The sequence below is a fragment of the Pseudomonas sp. GZD-222 genome, from assembly GCF_049310525.1.
Classification (GTDB): Bacteria; Pseudomonadota; Gammaproteobacteria; order Pseudomonadales; family Pseudomonadaceae; genus Aquipseudomonas.
This window is the reverse complement of the sequence record NZ_JBMOWO010000096.1, coordinates 49,090-71,139: the sequence shown is the minus strand read 5'-3', so window position 1 is coordinate 71,139 and position 22,050 is coordinate 49,090. Positions and strand designations below refer to the sequence as shown.

At 60.0% G+C, this 22,050-nt stretch carries 17 protein-coding genes and 1 pseudogene; 7 read left to right on the top strand and 11 right to left on the bottom strand.

The genetic code is table 11. The annotated features are described in order from the left end of the window. Positions 1 to 40: 40 nt before the first annotated feature. The 5 genes and pseudogenes from ACO6VD_RS18350 to ACO6VD_RS18330 all read left to right on the top strand — a co-directional run. A complete protein-coding gene (locus tag ACO6VD_RS18350) occupies positions 41 to 1,873 on the top strand; it encodes an extracellular solute-binding protein (protein WP_422421086.1) in 1,833 nt (610 codons plus the stop codon). Then, positions 1,870 to 3,723, top strand: coding sequence for an extracellular solute-binding protein (locus ACO6VD_RS18345; RefSeq protein WP_422421084.1), 1,854 nt, complete (start codon positions 1,870 to 1,872; stop codon positions 3,721 to 3,723). The genes ACO6VD_RS18350 and ACO6VD_RS18345 overlap by 4 nt, the downstream gene beginning before the upstream one ends. Before the next feature lies 1 nt (position 3,724). Beyond that, complete coding sequence (locus ACO6VD_RS18340) at positions 3,725 to 4,798, top strand: microcin C ABC transporter permease YejB (protein WP_422421083.1); 1,074 nt, start codon at positions 3,725 to 3,727, stop codon at positions 4,796 to 4,798. 1 nt (position 4,799) lies between these two features. Next, complete coding sequence (locus ACO6VD_RS18335; RefSeq protein WP_422421081.1) at positions 4,800 to 5,819, top strand: ABC transporter permease; 1,020 nt, start codon at positions 4,800 to 4,802, stop codon at positions 5,817 to 5,819. A gap of 1 nt (position 5,820) precedes the next feature. Then, positions 5,821 to 7,416, top strand: a pseudogene (locus tag ACO6VD_RS18330) (ABC transporter ATP-binding protein); the annotation flags it as partial. A gap of 150 nt (positions 7,417 to 7,566) precedes the next feature. Here the strand turns inward: ACO6VD_RS18330 and ACO6VD_RS18325 are convergent. The 7 genes from ACO6VD_RS18325 to ACO6VD_RS18295 all read right to left on the bottom strand — a co-directional run bounded on the left by ACO6VD_RS18325 (position 7,567) and on the right by ACO6VD_RS18295 (position 16,613). After that, on the bottom strand, positions 7,567 to 9,438 hold the full coding sequence (locus ACO6VD_RS18325) for a SurA N-terminal domain-containing protein (protein WP_422421080.1): 1,872 nt from the start codon (positions 9,436 to 9,438) through the stop codon (positions 7,567 to 7,569). Between the two features lie 195 nt (positions 9,439 to 9,633). Then, positions 9,634 to 9,906 carry an HU family DNA-binding protein gene (locus ACO6VD_RS18320; protein WP_038613039.1) on the bottom strand — a complete coding sequence of 91 codons (273 nt, stop codon included), beginning with the start codon at positions 9,904 to 9,906 and terminating at the stop codon, positions 9,634 to 9,636. A 148-nt stretch (positions 9,907 to 10,054) separates the two neighbouring features. Then, entirely contained in the window at positions 10,055 to 12,451 is a 2,397-nt protein-coding gene (gene lon / locus ACO6VD_RS18315; protein WP_400171672.1) for an endopeptidase La, read from the bottom strand. A 150-nt stretch (positions 12,452 to 12,601) separates the two neighbouring features. Next, entirely contained in the window at positions 12,602 to 13,885 is a 1,284-nt protein-coding gene (clpX, locus tag ACO6VD_RS18310; RefSeq protein ID WP_400171673.1) for an ATP-dependent Clp protease ATP-binding subunit ClpX, read from the bottom strand. A 107-nt stretch (positions 13,886 to 13,992) separates the two neighbouring features. Further along, complete coding sequence (gene clpP / locus ACO6VD_RS18305; protein ID WP_028945303.1) at positions 13,993 to 14,634, bottom strand: ATP-dependent Clp endopeptidase proteolytic subunit ClpP; 642 nt, start codon at positions 14,632 to 14,634, stop codon at positions 13,993 to 13,995. Positions 14,635 to 14,725: 91 nt separating this feature from the next. Next, positions 14,726 to 16,036, bottom strand: a complete 1,311-nt coding sequence (gene tig, locus ACO6VD_RS18300) for a trigger factor (RefSeq protein ID WP_400171674.1) — start codon at positions 16,034 to 16,036, stop codon at positions 14,726 to 14,728. Between the two features lie 274 nt (positions 16,037 to 16,310). Then, positions 16,311 to 16,613, bottom strand: coding sequence for a DUF6388 family protein (locus tag ACO6VD_RS18295; RefSeq protein WP_422421078.1), 303 nt, complete (start codon positions 16,611 to 16,613; stop codon positions 16,311 to 16,313). Between the two features lie 186 nt (positions 16,614 to 16,799). Between ACO6VD_RS18295 and ACO6VD_RS18290 the strand changes: the two genes are divergently transcribed. After that, the gene (locus ACO6VD_RS18290) at positions 16,800 to 17,315 is read left to right on the top strand and encodes a sigma-70 family RNA polymerase sigma factor (protein WP_422421077.1); all 516 of its coding nucleotides are present in this window, start codon (positions 16,800 to 16,802) and stop codon (positions 17,313 to 17,315) included. Next, entirely contained in the window at positions 17,312 to 18,274 is a 963-nt protein-coding gene (locus tag ACO6VD_RS18285; protein ID WP_422421076.1) for a FecR domain-containing protein, read from the top strand. The genes ACO6VD_RS18290 and ACO6VD_RS18285 overlap by 4 nt, the downstream gene beginning before the upstream one ends. Before the next feature lie 5 nt (positions 18,275 to 18,279). Here ACO6VD_RS18285 and ACO6VD_RS18280 read toward each other — a convergent pair whose 3' ends face one another. Genes ACO6VD_RS18280 through ACO6VD_RS18265 form a run of 4 tightly spaced genes read right to left on the bottom strand, consistent with a single transcriptional unit; the run spans position 18,280 to position 22,016 of the window. Beyond that, positions 18,280 to 19,044, bottom strand: coding sequence for an ATP-binding cassette domain-containing protein (locus ACO6VD_RS18280; RefSeq protein ID WP_422421074.1), 765 nt, complete (start codon positions 19,042 to 19,044; stop codon positions 18,280 to 18,282). A 1-nt stretch (position 19,045) separates the two neighbouring features. Beyond that, positions 19,046 to 20,056, bottom strand: coding sequence for a FecCD family ABC transporter permease (locus ACO6VD_RS18275; protein WP_422421072.1), 1,011 nt, complete (start codon positions 20,054 to 20,056; stop codon positions 19,046 to 19,048). Then, positions 20,053 to 20,385, bottom strand: coding sequence for an ABC transporter substrate-binding protein (locus ACO6VD_RS18270; protein ID WP_422421071.1), 333 nt, complete (start codon positions 20,383 to 20,385; stop codon positions 20,053 to 20,055). Before ACO6VD_RS18270 ends, ACO6VD_RS18275 begins: the two co-directional genes overlap by 4 nt. After that, positions 20,382 to 22,016 carry a TonB-dependent receptor plug domain-containing protein gene (locus tag ACO6VD_RS18265; protein ID WP_422421069.1) on the bottom strand — a complete coding sequence of 545 codons (1,635 nt, stop codon included), beginning with the start codon at positions 22,014 to 22,016 and terminating at the stop codon, positions 20,382 to 20,384. The genes ACO6VD_RS18270 and ACO6VD_RS18265 overlap by 4 nt, the downstream gene beginning before the upstream one ends. Between the last annotated feature and the right edge of the window lie 34 nt (positions 22,017 to 22,050).

Below are 22,050 nucleotides of genomic sequence, written 5' to 3'. Positions count from 1 at the left end.
GTAGCTGGAATAAAGCCCAAGCCTGGATCGGATCGCCGACTTGATACGCCCCCTCCTGCTGCTGTCATTCAGCCTGGCCTTGAGCTTTCCCGCGGGCGCAACAATCAGCGAAAGCCACGGTTACGCCCAGTTCGGCACGCTCAAGTATCCAGCCAAATTCACCCACTTCGACTGGGTCAATCCGCAAGCGCCCAAGGGCGGCACCTTGCGCGCCATGGCATTCGGTACGTTCGACACCCTCAACCCCTATACCTTCAAGGGCTCAAGCCCGGTCACCACGCCCAATTTCCTTCAATACGGCGTGAACGAGCTGAACGAAACCCTGATGGTGGGCACCGGTCAATACGATCCTTCGGGTGACGAACCGACGTCGAGCTACGGCCTGATTGCCGGCTCCGTGGAGTACAGCGAGGACCGCAGCTGGGTGGTGTTCAACCTGCGTCCGGAAGCTCGCTTCCATGACGGCCATCCCATCACCGCCAGCGATGTGGCGTTCTCCTATCGCACCCTGCTCAAGGAAGGCCATCCGATCTACCGCACCAACCTGCAGGAAGTGAAACGGGTCGACATTCTCAACCCGCGGCGCATCCGCTTCGTCTTCAAGCGCGCAGGCAATCCTCTGCTGATTCTGCGCATGGGCGAGATGCCGGTGCTGCCAGCGCACTACTGGAAAGGTCGTGATTTCAAGGCCACCACCTTCGAGCCACCACTGAGCAGTGGCCCCTATCGCATCACCCAGGTCCAGCCGGGGCGACGCCTGGTGTTCGAGCGGGTCAAGGACTACTGGGGCAAGGATCTGGCGGTCAACCGCGGCAAATACAACGTCGCCCGTGTCGAGTACGAGTTTTACCGTGACAGTGCAGTGGCCTTCGAAGCGTTCAAGGCGGGCGAGTTCGACATTTACATCGAGCACCAGGCGAAGAACTGGGCCAATGGCTACAACTTTCCGGCAGTACGCCGTGGTGAGGTCATCAAGGCGCAGATTCCGCACAAGATCCCGACCCAGACTCAGGGCCTGTTCATGAACAGCCGCCGCGCGGCCTTCAGCGATGCCAGGGTCCGCCAGGCGCTGGGACTGATGCTGGATTTTGAGTGGACCAACCGCGCGCTATTCAGCAGTGCCTACCGCCGCGCCAGCAGCTACTACCCCAACAGCGAATTCGCCGCCAGCGGCCTGCCCGTCGGAAAGGAGTGGCTGCTGCTCGCCCCCTACCGCGATCAGTTGCCGGCGGCACTGTTCAGCGAGCCCTACAAGGTCAGCCACACCGACGGACGCGGCATCAACCGCCAGACCCTGCGCCAGGCCCTGAACTTGCTGGCCCAGGCCGGCTGGAAGCTCAATGGCCAGCGCTTGCTCGACAGCAAAGGCAATCCCCTGAAGCTCGAACTATTGCTGGTCAACCCGAACCTTGAGCGGATCCTGCAACCTTATGTCGAAAATCTCGCCAGCATTGGCATCGATGCGCGCTTGCGTACGGTGGACCGGGCCCAGTACAAACAACGCCTGGACCAGTTCGACTTCGACATGATTCTGATGACCCTGAACCAGACCCTCAGTCCGGGCCTTGAGCAATGGCTGTACTTTCATTCCAGCCAGGCGTCGACCAAGGGCAGCAAGAACTATGCTGGGGTCAAAGATCCGGTGGTCGATCACCTGCTCGACACCCTGCTCGCCGCCCAAAGCCGCGATGAACAAGTGGCAGCGGCGCGTGCCCTGGACCGGGTATTGCTGTGGCAGTACTACATGATTCCCAACTGGTATCTGGACAATCACCGCCTGGCCTACCGTAACCGGTTCGCCTTCGTCACCACGCCGCCCTACACCCTGGGGCTCAACAGCTGGTGGATCAAGCCTTCGGAGAACGCCCAATGATGTCACTGTCCAGTCTGCGTCTGACGGCCTGCGCCCTGCTATTGGGCTGCTTGAGTGCCCAGGCACTGGCGGTCCCGCAACACGCCCTGACCCTGTATGACGAGCCACCGAAGTACCCGGCCGATTTCAAACACTTCGACTACGTCAATCCCGATGCCCCCAAAGGCGGCACCTTCCGCCAGGCCGGTTTCGGTGGATTCGACAGCCTGAACCCATTCATCAACAAGGGTGTACCGGCCGATGACATCGGCCTGATCTACGACACCCTGATGACCCAGAGCCTGGATGAGCCATTCACCGAGTACGGCCTGGTAGCCGGCAAGATCGAAAAGGCCCCGGACAATAGCTGGGTACGCTTCTACCTGCGCCCTGAAGCGCGCTTCCACGACGGTCATCCGATCCATGCCGAAGATGTGGTGTTCACCTTCAACACCTTGATCAAGAGCGGTGCTCCGCTGTTTCGCGGCTATTACGCCGACGTTGCCGAAGTCATCGCCGAGGACCCGCAACGGGTGTTGTTCAAGTTCAAGCACAGCAACAACCGCGAACTGCCACTGATCCTCGGCCAGTTGCCGGTGCTACCCAAACACTGGTGGGAAAGCCGTGACTTCACCAAGGGAAATCTCGAAATCCCGCTGGGGAGTGGCCCGTACAAGGTCACCGAGGTGAAGGCCGGACGTTCGATCCGTTATGAACGGGTCAAGGACTACTGGGGCAAAGATCTCGCGGTCAATCGCGGCTTCTACAACTTCGACATAATGACCACCGACTACTACCGCGACAGCACCGTCTCCCTGGAAGCCTTGAAGGCCGGTCAGTTCGACTACCGCCTGGAAACAGCGGCAAAAAGCTGGGCCACCGCCTATGACGTGCCCGCCGTACGCGAGAAACGCCTGATCATGGAAGAGCTGCCCAATGGCAACCCGACCGGCATGCAGGGTTTTGTCTTCAACATTCGCCGTCCGGTGTTCCAGGATGTCCGCGTACGTGAGGCGCTGAGCCTGCTGCTGGACTTCGAGTGGACCAACAAGCAACTGTTCAACGGTGCCTACACACGTACCGGTAGCTATTTCGAAAACTCGGAAATGGCGGCCAAAGGCCTGCCCTCAGCAGCCGAACTGAAACTTCTCGAGCCGCTACGCGGCAAAATTCCCGAACAGGTCTTTACCCAGGCGTTTGCCAATCCGATCACCGACGGCAGCGGCATGATCCGCGAACAACAGCGCAAGGCTTACAAACTGCTGCAGGAAGCCGGCTGGCGCATTGTCGATGACAAGATGGTCGACACCCAGGGCAAACCGGTGTCGATCGAGTTTCTTCTGGCCCAGACCGAGTTCGAGCGAATCCTGCTGCCATTCAAGCGCAACCTGGCCGACCTCGGTATCGACCTGGTGATTCGCCGGGTCGACGTCTCCCAGTACATCAACCGCCTGCGCTCGCGTGATTTCGACATGATCGTCGGCGGCTACCCGCAGTCCAACTCGCCCGGCAACGAGCAACGCGAATTCTGGCAGAGCGCCGCCGCCGACAACCCGGGCAGCCGCAACTTCATCGGCCTCAAGGATCCGGCCATCGACGTTCTGGTCGAAGATCTGATCAATGCCGACTCCCGGCAGAGCCTGATCGAGGCCTGTCGCGCCCTGGACCGGGTGCTGCAGTGGGGCTATTACGTGATTCCCAACTGGCACATCAAGACCTGGCGGGTTGCCTACTGGAACCACATTGGCCACCCGAAGGTATCGCCCAAGTACGACATCGGCATCAACACCTGGTGGATCAAGCCTGACGTAGAGCCAGCGGTGCCACTGACACCTGCAGCCGCTACGCCACCGACCGAAGGGGCGTACTAGCATGCTGGCTTATATCTTTCGTCGCCTGTTGCTGATCATCCCGACCCTGCTGGGCATCCTGATCATCAACTTTGTGATTATCCAGGCCGCCCCCGGCGGACCTGTCGAGCAGATGATTGCCAAGCTCGAAGGCTTTGAGGGTGCCACCAGCCGCATCGCCGGTGGCGGTGCCGAGGTTTCCGTGGCCGGCTCCAACTACCGCGGCGCACAGGGCCTGGATCCGGCCCTGATCAAGGAAATCGAGAGGATGTACGGCTTCGACAAGTCGGCGCCGGAACGCTTGTGGATCATGATCAAGAACTACGCCCGGCTGGATTTCGGCGACAGCTTTTTCCGTGACGCCAAGGTTATCGACCTGATCATCGAAAAGATGCCGGTGTCGATCTCCCTGGGCCTGTGGAGCACCCTGATCATGTACCTGGTGTCGATCCCCCTGGGGATTGCCAAAGCCACTCGCCATGGCAGCCATTTCGACGTCTGGACCAGTTCGGCAATCATCATCGGTTACGCGATTCCGGCGTTCCTGTTCGCCATCCTGCTGATCGTGCTGTTCGCCGGTGGCAGTTACCTGGACTGGTTCCCCTTGCGCGGCCTGACCTCGAACAATTTCGATGAACTGAGCACGGGCGGCAAAATCCTCGATTACTTCTGGCACCTGGTGCTGCCTGTCACCGCACTGGTGATCGGCAACTTCGCGACCATGACGCTGCTGACCAAAAACAGCTTCCTCGACGAGATCAACAAACAGTATGTGGTCACCGCCAAGGCCAAGGGTTTGAGCCCGAACCGGGTGCTCTATGGCCATGTGTTCCGTAACGCCATGCTGCTGGTGATCGCAGGCTTCCCTTCGGCCTTCATCGGCATCTTCTTTACCGGCTCGCTGCTGATCGAGGTGATTTTCTCCCTCGACGGCCTGGGCCTGATGAGCTTCGAAGCAGCGATCAACCGCGATTACCCGGTAGTCTTCGGCACCCTGTTCATCTTCACCCTGCTGGGCCTGGTGGTGAAACTGATCGGCGACCTGACCTACACCCTGGTCGACCCGCGTATCGACTTTGGCAGCAGGGAGCACTGAGATGAATTTGTCCCCTCTCAATCGCCGGCGCTTCGAGCGCTTCAAGGCCAACCGCCGTGGCTGGTGGTCGCTATGGCTGTTCCTGATCCTGTTCGGCCTGAGCCTGGGCGCGGAACTGATCGCCAACGACAAGCCCCTGGCTGTGCGCTACGACGGCGAGTGGTATTTCCCGGCTCTCAAACGCTACCCGGAAACCACCTTCGGCGGCGAGTTTCCGCTCGAGGCCAACTACAAGAGCCCCTACATCCGTGAATTGCTGGCCGCCAAGGACAGCTGGGTGCTCTGGGCGCCCATCCCCTTCAGCTACCAGAGCATCAACTACGACCTCAAGGTACCCGCTCCCGCGCCACCTTCGACACAGAACTGGCTGGGCACCGACGACCAGGGAAGGGACGTGCTCGCCCGGGTGATTTATGGCTTTCGCATCTCGGTGCTGTTTGCCCTGACCCTGACCATTCTCAGTTCGATCATCGGTGTGATTGCCGGCGCCCTGCAGGGTTTCTATGGGGGTTGGGTCGACCTGATCGGCCAACGCTTCCTGGAGATCTGGTCAGGCCTGCCGGTGCTCTACCTGTTGATCATCCTCGCCAGCTTCGTGCAACCGAACTTCTGGTGGCTGCTGGGCATCATGCTGCTGTTTTCCTGGATGAGCCTGGTGGATGTGGTGCGCGCCGAGTTCCTGCGCGGGCGCAACCTTGAGTACGTGCGTGCCGCGCGGGCGCTGGGGATGCAGAACGGTGCGATCATGTACCGGCACATCCTGCCTAACGCGATGATCTCGACCATGACCTTCATGCCGTTCATTCTCACTGGCGCCATCGGCACCCTGACGGCCCTGGATTTTCTCGGCTTCGGCCTGCCGCCCGGCGCACCCTCGCTGGGTGAACTGGTGGCCCAGGGCAAGTCCAACCTGCAAGCACCCTGGCTGGGTATAAGCGCGTTCGCCGTGCTGGCCCTGATGCTCAGCCTGCTGGTGTTCATCGGCGAGTCCGCCCGCGATGCCTTCGACCCGAGGAAATGACATGAGCAATGAAACCTTGATCGAAGTGCGTGATCTGGCTGTCGAGTTCATCTCCGGCGAACAGGTTCAGCGCGTAGTCGAAGGTGTCAGCTTCGACATTCGTCGCGGTGAAACCCTGGCCCTGGTCGGCGAAAGCGGCTCGGGCAAGTCGGTCACCGCGCACTCGATTCTGCGCCTGCTGCCCTACCCCTTGGCCCGCCACCCCAGCGGCAGCATCCGCTACGACGGACGCGACCTGATGACCCTGGACGAAAAGCATATGCGCCACATCCGTGGCAACCGCATCGCGATGATCTTCCAGGAGCCGATGACCTCGCTGAACCCCTTGCACAGCATCGAAAAGCAGATCAACGAGATACTCCTGTTGCACAAGGGCCTGCGCGGCAAGGAGGCCACTGCAAGGACGCTGGAGCTGCTTGACCTGGTAGGCATCCCTGAGCCACACAAACGCCTAAAAGCCCTGCCACACGAGCTCTCAGGCGGCCAGCGGCAGCGTGTGATGATTGCCATGGCCCTGGCCAACGAGCCGGAGCTGCTGATTGCCGACGAACCGACCACGGCGCTGGACGTCACCGTTCAGCTGAAGATTCTCGAATTGCTCAAGTCGTTGCAGGCGCGTCTGGGCATGGCCCTGCTGCTCATCAGCCATGACTTGAACCTGGTCAAGCGTGTTGCTCACCGTGTGTGTGTGATGCAGCGTGGCTGCATCGTCGAGCAGGCTGATTGCGCGACCCTGTTCCACAGCCCGCAGCATCCCTACACGCAGATGCTGCTCGGCGCCGAGCCCAGCGGCGGCCCGGCCGGCAATCCGCCAGGCGCGCCAATGCTGGAGGTCGAAGACCTGCGCGTCTGGTTTCCGATCAAGAAGGGCCTGCTGCGGCGCACCGTGGATCACGTCAAGGCCGTGGACGGGATCAACTTCAGCCTGCCCCAGGGCCAGACCCTGGGGATCGTTGGTGAAAGCGGCTCGGGCAAATCCACCCTGGGCCTGGCGATCCTGCGCCTGCTCGGCAGCCAGGGCGCCATTCGCTTCCAGGGCACCGCGCTGCAGGACCTGAATCAGCAACAGGTCCGACCACTGCGTCGGCAGATGCAAGTTGTCTTTCAGGACCCCTTCGGCAGCCTCAGCCCACGTATGTGTGTCAGCGATATCGTCGGCGAAGGCCTGCGCATTCACCGCATCGGTACAGCCGAAGAACAGGAGCAGGCAATCATTGCTGCGCTGAAGGAGGTTGGCCTCGACCCCCAGGCTCGCCACCGCTACCCCCATGAGTTTTCCGGCGGCCAGCGCCAGCGCATCGCCATCGCCCGGGCACTGGTGCTCAAGCCGGCGCTGATCCTGCTGGACGAGCCCACCTCGGCCCTGGACCGCACCGTGCAACGACAGGTGGTCGAGTTGCTGCGCTCGCTGCAAAGCAAATACAACCTGACCTATCTGTTCATCAGTCATGACCTGGCTGTGGTCAAGGCGCTGAGTCATCAGCTGATGGTGGTCAAGCAAGGCAAGGTGGTGGAGCAAGGGATGGCAGAGGACATCTTCGCTGCACCGCAACATGCCTACACCCGGCAGCTGCTGGAGGCAGCTTTCCTGGCTCCGGTGGGAGGGTCTTTGCCTCGGGGGGGGGGGGGGCGGACAGCCTCTCCTCGCGGCCAAACCCCGCTCCTACCGGGTTCCACTATCGATGGGGAGACACCGTAAACAGAAAAGGCCGCATGAGCGGCCTTTTCTGTTTCAAGCGCGGATCACTCAGTAGCGAGTGATGTCCGCCTTGGCTTCCAACTGCTTGCGGTAAGCGGCGAAGTCCTGCTGACCGGCACGCGAAGCGAGGAAGCGGCGATAGGCCGATTTCTCTTCATCGGTGGCAGTAGCACCTTCGTTGACACCATTGAGGCGCAACACCACCAGGCTGCCATCGTTGAGCGTTACGCTGCTGTACACCGGCTTGTCTTTAGCTTCCGGCTTGCTCATGCGGAACACTGCCTGCAGCTCGACCGGATCAATGCCTTCCTGGCTGCGCGAGACCGCCTCCTGAACCTTCCAGCTCTGACCTTCTTGGGTAATGCTCAGCGGGATGCTGCCGTCGCGCAGACCGGCAATCAGTGCGTCAGCCTTGGTTTTCAGGGCAGCAGTCGCCTGCTCTTTGGCCAGGTGCTTGCGGATGCTCTCAGACACCACGTCCAGGCCCAGTTGCTCAGGCTTGAGGTGCTCTTTGACGCGCAGGACCACGATGGTTTCCGGGTCCAGTTCGATGGCGGTGCTGTTGGCACCCTCTTCCAGCACTTCAGCGCTGAACGCAGCCTGGATCACGGCACGGTTGGCGGTGATACCTTCGCCGCCCTCACGACCGAACGCCGGTGCGGTCTGCACCTTCAAGCCCAGTTCCTGAGCTGGCTGAGCCAGGTCGGACGCTTCAAACGCAGAGTCTTCCAGTTGCTTGGTCACTTCGACAAAGCGCTGTTCGACTTGCTGGGTCTTGAGCTCACGGCTCAGCTTGTCTTTGAGGCTGGCGAAGCTCGGCACTTCAGGCGCCTGCACGTCCAGCAACTTGATCAGGTGAAAACCGTAGTCCGTGCGAACCGGAGCCGAGACCTGGTCCTTGTTCAGCGCATACAGCGCCTCTTCAAAGGCTGGATCGTAGACGCCCTGCCCGGCATAACCAAGGTCACCACCGTTGTTGGCCGAACCTGGGTCCTGGGAGAATTCCTTGGCCAGGGTGGCAAAGTCTTCGCCTTTGGCCAGACGCTGCTGGATCTCTTCGATCTTCGCCTTGGCCTGGGCCTCGTTCACCTTGTCGTTGACTTCGATAAGGATGTGCGCGGCATGACGCTGCTCGGCCAGGTTGGCGATTTCTTTCTCATACATCGCCTTGAGCTCGTCTTCATCGACAGTGACCTGGTCAAAGAAGGCCGATTTTTTCAGCTCGATGTAGTCAACAACGACCTGGTCCGGGCTCATGAACTCTTTGGCATGGGCATCGTAGTGCGCCTTGATCTGCTCGTCGGTGACCTTGATCGCAGCCGGGTCGGCCTTGAACGTCAGCGAAGCGAAATCACGGGTCTGCTTTTCCAGGCGGGCGAAAGCATTGACCTGGTCATCGGTGACGAAGCCGCTGCCGGCCAGGCCAGCACGCAGTTGACCGATGAGCATTTCCTGAGCCAGCATTTCGCGGAATTGCAGACGGCCGTAGCCCATCTGGCGAATCACCTGGTCGAAACGCTCGGCGCTGAACTTGCCATCGACCTGAAACTCAGGGGTCTGCAAGATCAGTTGATCAAGGGCCGCCTCGGAGAAGGCGAATTTGGCGTCTGCGGCGCCCTGAAGCAGCAGTTTGCGGTCGATCAGCCCTTTGAGCGCCGCTTCACGCAGCATGTTCTCGTTGAGCAGCGACGGATCAAAATCCTTGCCCAGCTGTTGCATCAGCTGCCGACGTTGCATGTCGACGGCCTGGCTCAGCTCGTTCTGGCTAATGGTTTCACCATTGACCTTGGCAGCGTCCTGGCTGTTGGTGGTGGCCTGGAAGATGGCATCGAAGCCGGTCAGTGCCATCAAGGCTACGATGACACCGATGATGGTCTTGGCAATCCAACCTTGTGAATTGTCCCTGATATTCTGCAGCATGCGTCCCCCAGAAACGGCTGTACTGAATGAAACAACCGTGGAGCGTGGGTAGATTCCTGATAGAAGAAAGGCGCATCCGAAGATGCGCCTTCTCGTAACCGGCCAAACACCAGATGCTTTTCAGCGCTTACCGGTATTCAGCAGCCAAGCCAGGCATGCGCCTGGCTCGGTTAGGCGTGAGCCTGAAGGAAGGTCTTAGTTGACAGCTTCTTTCAGAGCCTTGCCAGCCTTGAAGCCTGGCTTCTTGGCAGCAGGGATTTCCAGAGTCTTGCCGGTTTGCGGGTTGCGGCCGGTGCGAGCTGGGCGATCGGTTACGGAGAAGGTACCGAAACCTACCAGTACCACGGAGTCACCTGCCTTCAGGGCGCCGGTGACGGATTCGATTACTGCGTCCAGCGCACGGCCAGCTACAGCTTTCGGGATGTCAGCAGATGCGGCGATAGCGTCAATCAGTTCCGACTTGTTCACTCTAAGTCCCCTTATATCTCTATTGAGTTTGTTTCTAAGTATGTAATGAAAAGCTAAACGAGCGCTGGGTGGCCTAATGACGCTTAAGCGCCGCTTTATAACAAGGGCCTGAAAATACTGTCAAGAAAGCCCCCCAGCCAAATACGTACTAATGCGTGCTAATTCTTTCCTTGGAATCGCTGTCGCGCTTTTCATCCTTCGCGACAATCTCGGGAGCCACATCTGGTAAGGGCTCCGGGGCGTATTGCAGCGCAATTTGGAGGACTTCGTCAATCCATTTGACCGGTTTAATCTGAAGATCCTGTTTAATATTCTCAGGAATTTCCTTCAAATCGCGCACATTCTCTTCAGGAATGATGACGGTCTTGATCCCACCGCGGTGTGCCGCCAGCAGTTTCTCCTTCAAACCACCGATGGCCAGCACCTGTCCACGCAGGGTAATTTCACCCGTCATGGCAACATCGGCACGTACCGGGATCTGCGTCAGGGCCGAAACCAGGGCGGTGCACATGCCGATACCGGCACTTGGACCATCCTTTGGCGTAGCGCCTTCAGGCATGTGGATGTGGGTGTCACGCTTCTCGTGGAAGTCGGCCGGAATACCCAGGCTTCTGGCCCGGCTACGGACAACGGTCTGCGCGGCGGTGATCGACTCGACCATGACATCGCCCAGAGAGCCGGTCTTGATCAACTGGCCCTTGCCTGGAATCACGGCAGCTTCAATCGTCAGCAACTCACCACCGACCTGCGTCCAGGCCAGGCCCGTCACCTGCCCCACCTGGTCCTGTTGCTCAGCCAGGCCATAGCGGAACTTGCGCACCCCGAGGAAGTGCTCCAGCTGCTCGCCAGTGACCTTGACGGCCACCTGCTTGAGGCCAGCATGCTCCTTGACCACCTTGCGGCAGACCTTGGCAATCTGACGCTCCAGACCCCGCACACCAGCTTCGCGGGTGTAGTAGCGGATGATGTCGCGAATCGCCGTGACATCCACTTCCAGTTCGCCCTTCTTCAGGCCGTTGGCCTTGATCTGCTTGGGCGTCAGGTATTTCACCGCGATGTTGATCTTCTCGTCTTCGGTGTAGCCCGGCAGACGGATGACTTCCATCCGGTCCAGCAGCGCTGGCGGGATGTTCATCGAGTTGGAGGTGCAGAGGAACATCACATCGGAAAGGTCGTAATCGACTTCCAGATAGTGATCGTTGAAGTTGTGGTTCTGCTCCGGATCGAGCACCTCAAGCAATGCCGAGGCCGGGTCGCCACGCATATCGCTGCCCATCTTGTCGATTTCATCGAGCAGGAACAGCGGGTTGCGTACACCCACCTTGGTCATTTTCTGAATCAGGCGGCCCGGCATCGAACCGATGTAGGTGCGCCGGTGACCACGAATCTCGGCTTCGTCACGCACGCCACCCAGGGCCATGCGCACGAATTTGCGGTTGGTAGCGCTGGCAATCGACTCGGCCAGGGAGGTTTTACCCACACCTGGAGGGCCTACCAGACACAGCACAGGGCCACGGATCTTCTTGACCCGTTTCTGCACGGCGAGGTACTCAAGGATGCGCTCCTTGACCTCTTCCAGACCGTAATGATCAGCGTCGAGGATCTCTTCGGCCTTGGCCAGGTCCAGGCGCACCTTGCTCTGCGCCTTCCACGGCACCTGCACCAGCCAGTCCAGGTAAGAACGCACCACCGTGGCTTCAGCCGACATCGGCGACATCTGTTTGAGCTTGTTCAGCTCGGCCTGGGCCTTGGTGTAGGCGTCTTTTGGCAGGCCGGCAGCGTCGAGACGCTTTTTCAGCTCCTCGACTTCGTTGTGACCTTCTTCACTGTCGCCCAGCTCTTTCTGAATGGCCTTCATCTGCTCATTCAGGTAGTACTCGCGCTGGCTGCGCTCCATTTGCTTTTTGACCCGGCCACGGATGCGCTTCTCGACCTGCAACAGGTCGATTTCAGCATCCAGCAGTGCCATGACATGCTCGACACGCGCAGTCAGGTCGAGGATCTCGAGGATTTCCTGCTTCTGCTCGATCTTCAGGGCCATGTGCGCGGCCATGGTGTCGACCAGGCGCCCTGGCTCGTCGATGCTGTTGAGCGACGAGAGGACTTCAGCCGGGACTTTCTTGCCCAGCTGAACGTATTGTTCAAATTGTGACAACAAGCTACGAACGAAGACTTCTGCCTCACGTTCGGCGGTCTGCGACTCGTCGATCAACGAAACTTCGGCACGAATATGGCCATCGACTTCGTTGAAACGCTCGACCGCACCGCGTTGCTCACCCTCGACCAGCACCTTGACGGTGCCATCAGGCAGTTTCAGCAGCTGCAGAACGGTGGCAATGGTGCCGACACGGTACAGGGCATCTTCGCCTGGATCGTCGTCAGCGGGGTTCTTCTGGGCCAGCAGGAGAATCTGCTTCTCGCCCGTCATTGCGGCCTCAAGGGCTTCGATGGACTTCTCGCGCCCCACGAACAGTGGGATGACCATGTGCGGATAGACGACTACATCGCGCAATGGCAAAAGAGGCAAGTCGAGGGTGGTCTTCATGATTTCGCCTCTACAGCGGCCTTGTGGCCGGAAACCGGTGGAATTTGAGCGTGGGTTTAATGTGGGGGCAGCCCCGCAAAAAAACAAGCGCTACGACAGGAAAAGCAAAGGGGCCCGAAGGCCCCTTGCAGATTCGAGCCGTTTGGCGACTCAGACGTCTGGTGCAGCTTTGGCTTGCGGCTCGCTGTTCTCGTAGATCAGCAGCGGCTGCGAAGCGCCATCGATGACGCTCTCGTCGATCACCACCTTGCTGACATCCTTCTGCGAAGGAATCTCGTACATGGTGTCGAGCAGGATGCCTTCGAGAATCGAACGCAGGCCACGGGCACCGGTCTTGCGCTCCAGGGCCTTGCGGGCCACGGACTTGAGCGCATCGCTACGGAACTCGAGGTCCACGCCTTCCATCTCGAACAGCTTGGCGTACTGCTTGGTGAGGGCATTCTTCGGCTCGGTGAGAATCTGCATCAAAGCAGCTTCGTCGAGCTCATCGAGGGTTGCCAGCACCGGCAGACGACCGACGAATTCCGGAATCAGACCGAACTTGACCAGATCGTCAGGTTCGACCTCACGCAGCGATTCGCCAACCTTCTTGCCTTCCTGCTTGCTGCGCACTTCGGCGCCAAAGCCGATGCCGCCGCGAGTGGAACGGCTCTGGATGACCTTTTCCAGCCCCGAGAACGCACCACCACAGATGAACAGGATGTTACGCGTATCGACCTGCAGGAATTCCTGCTGCGGGTGCTTGCGGCCACCTTGCGGCGGTACCGAGGCAACCGTGCCTTCGATCAGCTTGAGCAGCGCCTGCTGCACGCCCTCGCCCGAGACGTCACGGGTGATGGACGGGTTGTCCGACTTGCGCGAGATCTTGTCGATTTCGTCGATGTAGACAATGCCCATCTGGGCCTTTTCCACGTCGTAGTCGCACTTTTGCAGCAGCTTCTGAATGATGTTCTCGACGTCTTCACCTACGTAACCGGCTTCGGTCAAGGTTGTGGCGTCGGCAATCGTGAACGGTACATTCAACAGACGTGCGAGGGTTTCGGCGAGCAGGGTCTTACCCGAGCCCGTCGGACCGATCAGCAGGATGTTACTCTTGCCGAGCTCGACATCGTCGTTCTTCTTGTCGCGTTGGTTCAGGCGCTTGTAGTGGTTGTACACCGCTACCGCCAGTACCTTTTTCGCACGCTCCTGACCAATCACATACTGATCCAGGATGGTGCTGATTTCTTTCGGCGAAGGCAGTTTATGCGCGCTGCTTTCGGCCTGGGCTTCCTGCACCTCCTCGCGGATGATGTCGTTGCACAGGTCGACGCACTCGTCGCAGATAAATACCGAGGGGCCGGCAATCAACTTGCGCACTTCATGCTGGCTTTTGCCGCAGAAGGAGCAATAGAGCAATTTGCCGTTGTCCTCGCCGTTACGGGTGTCAGTCATTCGATCGATCCAATCCGGTAGGCTTGCAACACAAGATGAAGGCAATTGCGGGCTTTTTCAAGCCCACAGGTGGCGGGAACGCCCAACCACCTGCTTTAGCGCCTTAATCAGACAGCCATTTGCCGCTTGTCGTGTACCGAGTCGATCAGACCGTACTCGGCGGCACGTTGCGCGCTCATGAAATTGTCGCGCTCGGTGTCACGCTTGATGGTTTCCAGGTCCTGGCCGGTGTGATAGGCCAGCAACTCGTTCAACCGCGACTTGATGGAGAGGATTTCCTTGGCGTGGATTTCGATATCCGTCGCCTGCCCCTGGAAACCACCCAGTGGCTGGTGAATCATCACCCGCGAGTTCGGCAGGCAGTGACGCTTGCCCTTGGCACCGGCTGCGAGCAGGAAGGCGCCCATGGAGCACGCCTGACCGATACAGGTGGTGGAGACGTCCGGCTTGATGAACTGCATGGTGTCGTAGATCGACATGCCAGCCGTCACCGAACCGCCCGGCGAGTTGATGTAAAGATGGATATCCTTGTCCGGGTTTTCCGCTTCAAGGAACAGCAATTGCGCCGCGATCAGGTTGGCCATGTAGTCCTCTACCGGGCCGACCAGGAAGATCACCCGCTCCTTCAGAAGGCGCGAGTAGATGTCATAGGCACGTTCGCCACGAGCGGATTGCTCGATAACCATCGGGACCAGGCCGCCTGCGGCCTGGATGTCAGAGCTCTGCTGATAATAAGAATTGCGGGACATGTCCTGCACTCACTCCCAAATAGTCATGTCTTGAATACGCACAAGCCAGCTCGAAGGCTGGCTTGTGGTGTTTTCCTACGAGAGAAGGAAATCAGTCAGCGGCAGGTGCCTGTACTGGCTTGATCGCTTCTTCGTACGAGACCGATTTGTCGGTCACAGTCGCTTTCTGCAGAACAGTATCCACAACTTGTTCTTCCAGCACAACCGAACGAACTTCGTTCAGCTGTTGGTCGTTCTTGTAGTACCAGGCTACGACCTGCTCAGGCTCTTGGTAAGCCGAAGCCATTTCCTGGATCATTTCGCGAACGCGGTCTTCGTCTGGCTTCAGCTCATTCTGCTTGACCACTTCAGCAACGATCAGACCCAGCACGACGCGGCGCTTGGCTTGCTCTTCGAACAGCTCGGCCGGCAGTTGCTCAGGCTTGATGTTGCCACCGAATTGCTGAACGGCTTGAACGCGCAGGCGGTTCACTTCGTTTTCCAGCAGTGCTTTTGGCACTTCGATCGGGTTGGCAGCCAGCAGGCCGTCCATTACCTGGTTCTTGACCTTGGTCTTGATGGCCTGACGCAGTTCACGCTCCATGTTCTTGCGAACTTCGGTGCGGAAACCTTCCAGTGAAGCTTCTTTGATGCCGAACTGGGCGAAGAACTCTTCGTTCAGCTCAGGCAGCTTAGGCTCGGAAACGCTGTTGACGGTAACAGTGAACTCGGCGGCTTTGCCAGCCAGGTCCAGGTTCTGGTAGTCCTCAGGGAAGGACAGGTTCAGAACGCGCTCTTCACCCGCTTTGGCGCCAACCAGACCTTCTTCGAAGCCTGGGATCATGCGGCCGGAACCCAGTACCAGCTGGGTGCCTTTGGCCGAACCACCGGCAAACACTTCACCGTCGACCTTGCCGACGAAATCGATGTTCAGCTGGTCTTCGTTCTGGGCAGCGCGATCAGCGGCTTCGAAACGAACGTTCTGCTTGCGCAGCACTTCCAGCATGTTGTCCAGGTCGGCGTCAGCCACTTCGGCGCTCAGGCGCTCGACAGCGATCGAGTCGAAACCGGCGACGGTGAACTCAGGGAACACTTCGAAGGTGGCGACGTATTCCAGGTCACCGCCTTTTTCGAAGGATTTCGGCTCAACGGCAGGGGCGCCAGCCGGGTTCAGCTTCTGCTCGACCACAGCTTCGTAGAAAGAAGCCTGGACCAGGTCGCCGAAGGCTTCCTGACGGGCAGCATCTTCATAACGCTGACGGATCACGCTCATCGGCACTTTGCCAGGACGGAAGCCTGGAACCTTGGCGCGACGGGCAGTCTGTTGCAGACGCTTGTTGACTTCGTTCTCGACGCGCTCTGCCGGAACGGCGATGGTCATGCGACGCTCGAGAGCAGAAGTATTTTCAACAGAAACTTGCATGGATATTCCTCGTTGCACAGACGTTAGCCGGCGATACCCGACTCCAGAATCAAGGGCAAGCATTCTAGTGGCTCAAAGGCCAGAAGTCACCCCGTTCAAGACGACGGGAAAGTACGCCGGTCCATTTCATTTACAGCCCCCGGCAAAATCCTTGTCCAGGGGCGCTCAAGACCCGCTGTTCAAGGCCTGCACGCCTCCTTTGAACAGGGTGGCGTGCACGGCCTGGAACAGCCAGAAATACTTGTCAAAACACTACAGAATCGAGACTCGGTGCTCAGGGCGCCGCATCGTCGATCTCGTTGACACTGCAATACTCTTCCCATTCCATGCCCAGCGCCTCGGCTACCTCCCGATGCACTTCCAGACGCATGGCCTGAAGCTCTGCTTCGGAGCCAGCGATCAGTTGCAGGGTCAGTTCCCAGGGTTCAAGCCCCTGCTCCTGTGCGGCATCTTCGAAAGCCCACTCGATTTGCTGTTGCTGCTCGTGGGCGCTGAGCCCGGCAATTTCTTCGAGTAGTTGCGGATTGGCTGCGGCGAAACGCTGTAACGCGCTGGCCTGGCGTTCTTTTGAAATCATGGAGCTGTCCTCACTACCTTGCTGCGGGCCACGGCCTCAACCGGCTGAAATCTATCAGCTTTTGCCCCCTTGTCACCAGTGGGCAACAGCACAGCACTGCAGACAGGCGAACACAAACAATTATCATTTGATAATGAGTATCGTTATACTGCGCCATCATCCCGCTTCACCCCGGCATAGCATCCGATGGAATCCAGCCCTACCCCTGCTTCGGCCAACACCTGCCTGCACACACTTTATCAGGAGCACCATCACTGGCTGCACCGGTGGTTGCGCCAGCGCATCGGCTGTCCGGAGCACGCCGCAGACATTGCCCAGGACACCTTCCTGAGCATTCTCAGCGCCAAGGACCTGTTCAACATTCGCGAACCGCGCTCGTTCCTGTCCACCGTGGCTCGACGTCTGATGGCGAATGTCTATCGCCGGCGCCTGATAGAGCAGGCCTACCTTGAAGCGTTGGCGCTGCTGCCTGAAGCCGTCGAGCCCTCTCCTGAAGTTCGCGTCCTGGCCCTTGAAGCCCTGACCCTGCTCGACCGCATGCTGGATGATCTGCCCGGCAAGGTCCGCGAGGCGTTCCTGCTGTCCCACCTGCAAGGGCTGAAAATTGCCGAGATCGCCGAACGCCTCGGCGTCAGCACGCGCTCGGTAAAGCTCTATCTGGTGCGCGCCAACCAGCACTGTTTTTTCGCCGAGCTGTCATGAGCAACGCCAAAGCCCCCTTCAGCCCACGTACTGCCCGTGAGGCCGCCCACTGGCTGACGTTGAGCATGGAGGGCGATCTCAGCCCAGGCCAGGAACAGGCGCTACGGCACTGGCGAGATGCTCACCCGGAGCATGAGCGCGCCTGGCTGCATATTGAAGCCATGCGCCGACGCATGGCCGGCCTGGAACCTCAAGCTGGTTACCGCAGCCTTTCCCAGCAACCACTTCAGACACGCAGACGCGTACTCAAAACACTGCTGGTGCTAGGACTGGCCGGTGGCGCCGGGCATCTGGCCTATCGTGACAGCCGCTACACCGCTGAAGAAGTCGCCTACAGCAATGGCGCCCACGCCCCACGTACGATCAGCTTGAATGATGGTAGCCAACTGACGCTCGACGCCGATAGCGAGATCAGCGTGCAATTCGATGCACAGCAACGGCTCGTGCAACTGCGCAGTGGCCGCGTGCTGATGAGCAGCGGCCACGGCCCGGGCACGGCGCACCGTCCGCTGCGCATACAAACCCCTCAGGGTAGCGTGCGTGCACTTGGCACCCGCTTTGTGGTCGAACTGCAGCCAGGCGCAACCCAAGTCGCGTTGTTCGAAGGCGCCGTCGAGCTGCAGCCCCTGCAAGCGCAAATCCCCCCCTTGCGCCTGAGCCCGGGTCAACATGCACGCTTTTCCAGCACACGTATTGAAAGCCATGGCCACGCCGCGCAAGAGCCGGCCTGGAGCCAGGGCGTACTGATCGCCGACGCCATGCGCCTGGATGCCTTCCTCGCCCAGTTGAGCCGCTACCGCCCGGGCCTGCTGCGCTGCAGCGAAGAGGTCGCGAGCCTGCATATATCCGGGGTCTACCCGCTGGCTGACAGCGATGCCGTACTCGACGCCCTGGCGCACTCGCTACCGGTGCAGATTCGTCGGCGCAGCAACTATTGGGTCACGGTCGCTGCCCGCTAAGCGCGTTACAAGGCCAGTTCGATGCGCACTCCCTGTGCACAGTCCGGCACCACCGTAACCTGCGCACCGAATACCTCACCGATACACTTGGCACTGAGCACCTCGGCCGGCGCCCCGCTGGCGCGCAAACAGCCGCGCTCCAGCAACCACAACCGATCACAGTACTGCGCAGCCAGGTTCAGGTCATGCAACACGCAAACCACGGCAACACGCGAGGAGCGCGCCAGGCGCCGCAACAGGCGCATCAAGTTCTGTTGCTGGCCGATGTCCAGGGCACTGGTGGGCTCATCAAGCAACAGCAAACACGGCGACTGCTCATCGCCCGGACGGGATGGATCAATCGCCAGCTGGTTGATTGCCCGGGCAATCGTTACCCGCTGCATTTCGCCACCGGACAACGACAACACCCCACGCCCGAGCAAATGGCGGATATCCAGAGCATCGACGATCCCGGCCAGTGGCTCGCCGACATGCCCCTGCCCTAACCGGATAAATTCATCCACCGGCCAGTCGAAGGCACTCTCCGCCTGCTGGGTCACCAACGCCCGACGCCGCGCCAGTTGCTGCGGGCCATAGGCTCGCAGGGGCTGACCGAGCAAGTGAACTTCGCCCCGCGAAGGCGTCAGGTAGCCGGAGATAAGCGATAACAAAGTGCTCTTGCCCGCGCCATTGGGCCCAATCAGACCAAGGAACTGCCCGGCTTTTATCTGCTCGCTCAACGGCGCCAGGGCAAAAGGCTGCTCCAGACTGATATCGATCAGTTCAAGCATGTCAGAACTCCCGAGTCTTGCGACCCAACAACAACCAGAGGAAGTACGGCCCGCCAATCACACTGGTCACCAGGCCGACCGGAATCTCCGCCGGACTGGTCAGGCTGCGCGCCAGGGTGTCGGCAAGCAGTAAGAGGATCGCACCGCAGAGCATTGAGGCCGGGATCAACAGGCGATGCCCCGGACCGAAATACAGGCGCAGGCAATGGGGCACCAGCAGGCCGATAAAACCGATGATCCCGGTTAGCGCCACGCACAAGCCGACACCCAGCGATGAGGCCAGCACCACGCGATTTTTCAGACGCTCGCTATCCAGCCCTGCAGCGTGCGCGCTGATTTCGCCGAGCTGGAAGAGGTCCAGGTCGGCGGCGCTACGCGCAAGCACCCAGAGGGCCAGGGGCAGCACCAGGCAAGCCACGCTCAAGGTTGACCATTCGGCGCTGCTCAGACTGCCCATGCCCCACAGGCTCAACTGGCGAAGCTGCTCTTCACTGGCCAGGTAAGTGAGGATGCCGCCCACGGCCCCGGTCAGCGTGTTGATCACCAAGCCTGCCAACAACAGAGTGATGGTCGACTCACGCCCCTGATAACCACGCCCGATGTGAAAGATCACCAGGGTCACCAGCAAGGCCCCGACAAACCCGGCGAAGAACTGCCCGTACAACTCCAGGCCAGCGAACCGGCCGTTGAACAGCACAATCCAGATCGACACCGCCAGCCCCGCACCACTGGCCTGACCGAGCAGCGTCGGGTCAGCCAGCGGATTGCGAAACAGGCCCTGCATAGCTGTACCGCCGGCCGCCAGGGTCGAACCGACCAGCACCGCCAGCACCAGACGGGGCAGACGTACCTCGGTCCACACCTGCCACTCCAAGGGCCCTGGCAACACGCCGAGGAAGATTCTCGGCGACAGACCAATGCTTCCCACCAGCGAACACAGGGTCAGCAAACCACACAGCCCTGCCAGCATCAGCAGCAAGGTCGGTAACGATGTACTGCGCACAGTGCTCATGGGAACAGCGCTCCAGCATCCTGGCGCAACTGCAACATCGCCGCTACAGTGCGTGGCCCCAGATTGAGCAGCGCCTGATCATCCACCTGCACGACTCGCCGAGCACGCCCGGCGGGAGTCAGTGCCAATCCACCCAGCTTCCACAGGTTGTCTTCACCGCCCAGCGCTTCCAGGCCGGCCTTGCTGATGACCACAAAATCTGGCGCCAGAGCCACCATCGACTCCCCTGCCACCTGCTTGTAAGCCTTGAAGCTGGCACAGTTGCTGATCCCGGCCTGCTCCAGCGCAGCACTGGCCTCAGTGTCGCGCCCCATTACTAACGGTGTCATGCCGGTGCGATTGAAGATAAACAGTGCTTTGGGCCCCTCAAGCGGTGGCAGCGCCGCCAATTGAGCGGCAAGCGCCCGCTGCTCGGCAACCAAGGCGTGTGGCCGATGATTGAACACTTGGGCACATGGCCGCTGACCTTGTAGCCGTCATAGTGCGCCGCCAGGGTCAGGGCATAGATGTCGTAGGTGAAATCCAGGGTACTGAACAGGCTGTGGGTCTGCTGCTTGCCCTCTGGGTTGGCACCGCGCTTTTCCGGGGTCTGGGCGACGAAGTCATCGGTGTAATAGCGTGCGCCGTTACTCCAGTTTGCCTCCACCGGCCCAAGGTTGAAGCGGCTGACGTTGGTCAAGTCGAACCCATGGGCATCGTCTCGGGTCTTGCGGCCAATGTAGGTGGAATCCTCTACCGGCGGGTATTCCAGCTCGGTCTTGTTCTGATAGGCATTGACCGTCAGGTTCAACCACTCGCTGTAGGGCGTGAACGCGTACTTGGCGCGATAGGTTTCGTTGCGCAGTTCCCACGGGTAGTTGTGGTAGAACTCGTTGCGATAGTGCACGCCGGTCAGGTCCAGGCGATGCATATCGTTGGGCTGCAGGCGCACCTTGAGCAAGCCCGAGCGTGGATTCTGCTTGGTGGTGTCGTACTCGTTGCTCTGGCCGTTGCTGGTCTTGTACTCACCGGTCTGGGTACTGCTCGCTGCGGCGACCACACCATAAACGCCTTCACTGTCCTCGGGCAGGGTGCGAGCACCCGCCGCCAGCATCCGCGTATTGCCATAGCCGTTGTTGCCAGTGCGGTATGTAGTGCGCAGACCGACACGGTGATCCGGCTTGACGATGTCATCGATTTCGAAAGTGCGGAAGTTGGCGCTGCCACCCAAGGTGTTGGCGCCCTCGGCGCCATCCACCGAACCACGCTGGATGTCGACCCCTGCCACCAGATTGGGGTCGACAAAGGCCATCGGCCCGCCAGACCCGTGACCGGCGTTGTTGCGGAAGGTCTGGGTAACCCCATCGATCATGGTATTGACCCGGCCATAGCCGGCCAACCCGCGAATATTCACCGAGATTCCCGGCTGGCTACGCGAATGCAAGGTGTAGGTACCCGGCATCGAGCGCACCAGACTGTTCAAGTCCTGGCGCTCGACATGCGCATCGCGACTGCTTTGAATGGCCCCCGGGCGATCCGCCTGGGCATTGACCATGGTCGCCCCGACTTCCATCGCCGTACTGTTGCGCGCATTGACTCGCAACACATAGCTGCGGTCCTTCATGCGTTCGATCCACAGCCCCGTGCCGTTAAGCAACAAGTCGAACGCCTCTTTCAGCGAATACTCGCCCTCCAGCCCCTGGGTACTGCGGTTCAAGGTGAGTTCCGGCGCGTAGGTCAGGATGATGCCGGTGCGTGTGGCCAACTGATTCAACGCCGGGCCCAACGGACCTGCCGGAATGCTGTAGGCCTGGCGCACAGGCGTCTGCTGGGTACTGGTTTCGGCAGCCTGGGCCATCGACCAGTTCGCACAGCCACCGGCCAGCAGGGCCGCCGCCAATGCACTGCGAGCCAATCCGTTGGCGACGTTCTTGTTGTTGTGATGCACACCCCGAACGGTGGCCAACTGCGTGCGGTTCACTTGAAGCTCCCTGGACGATGAATGTCGGTGTTAC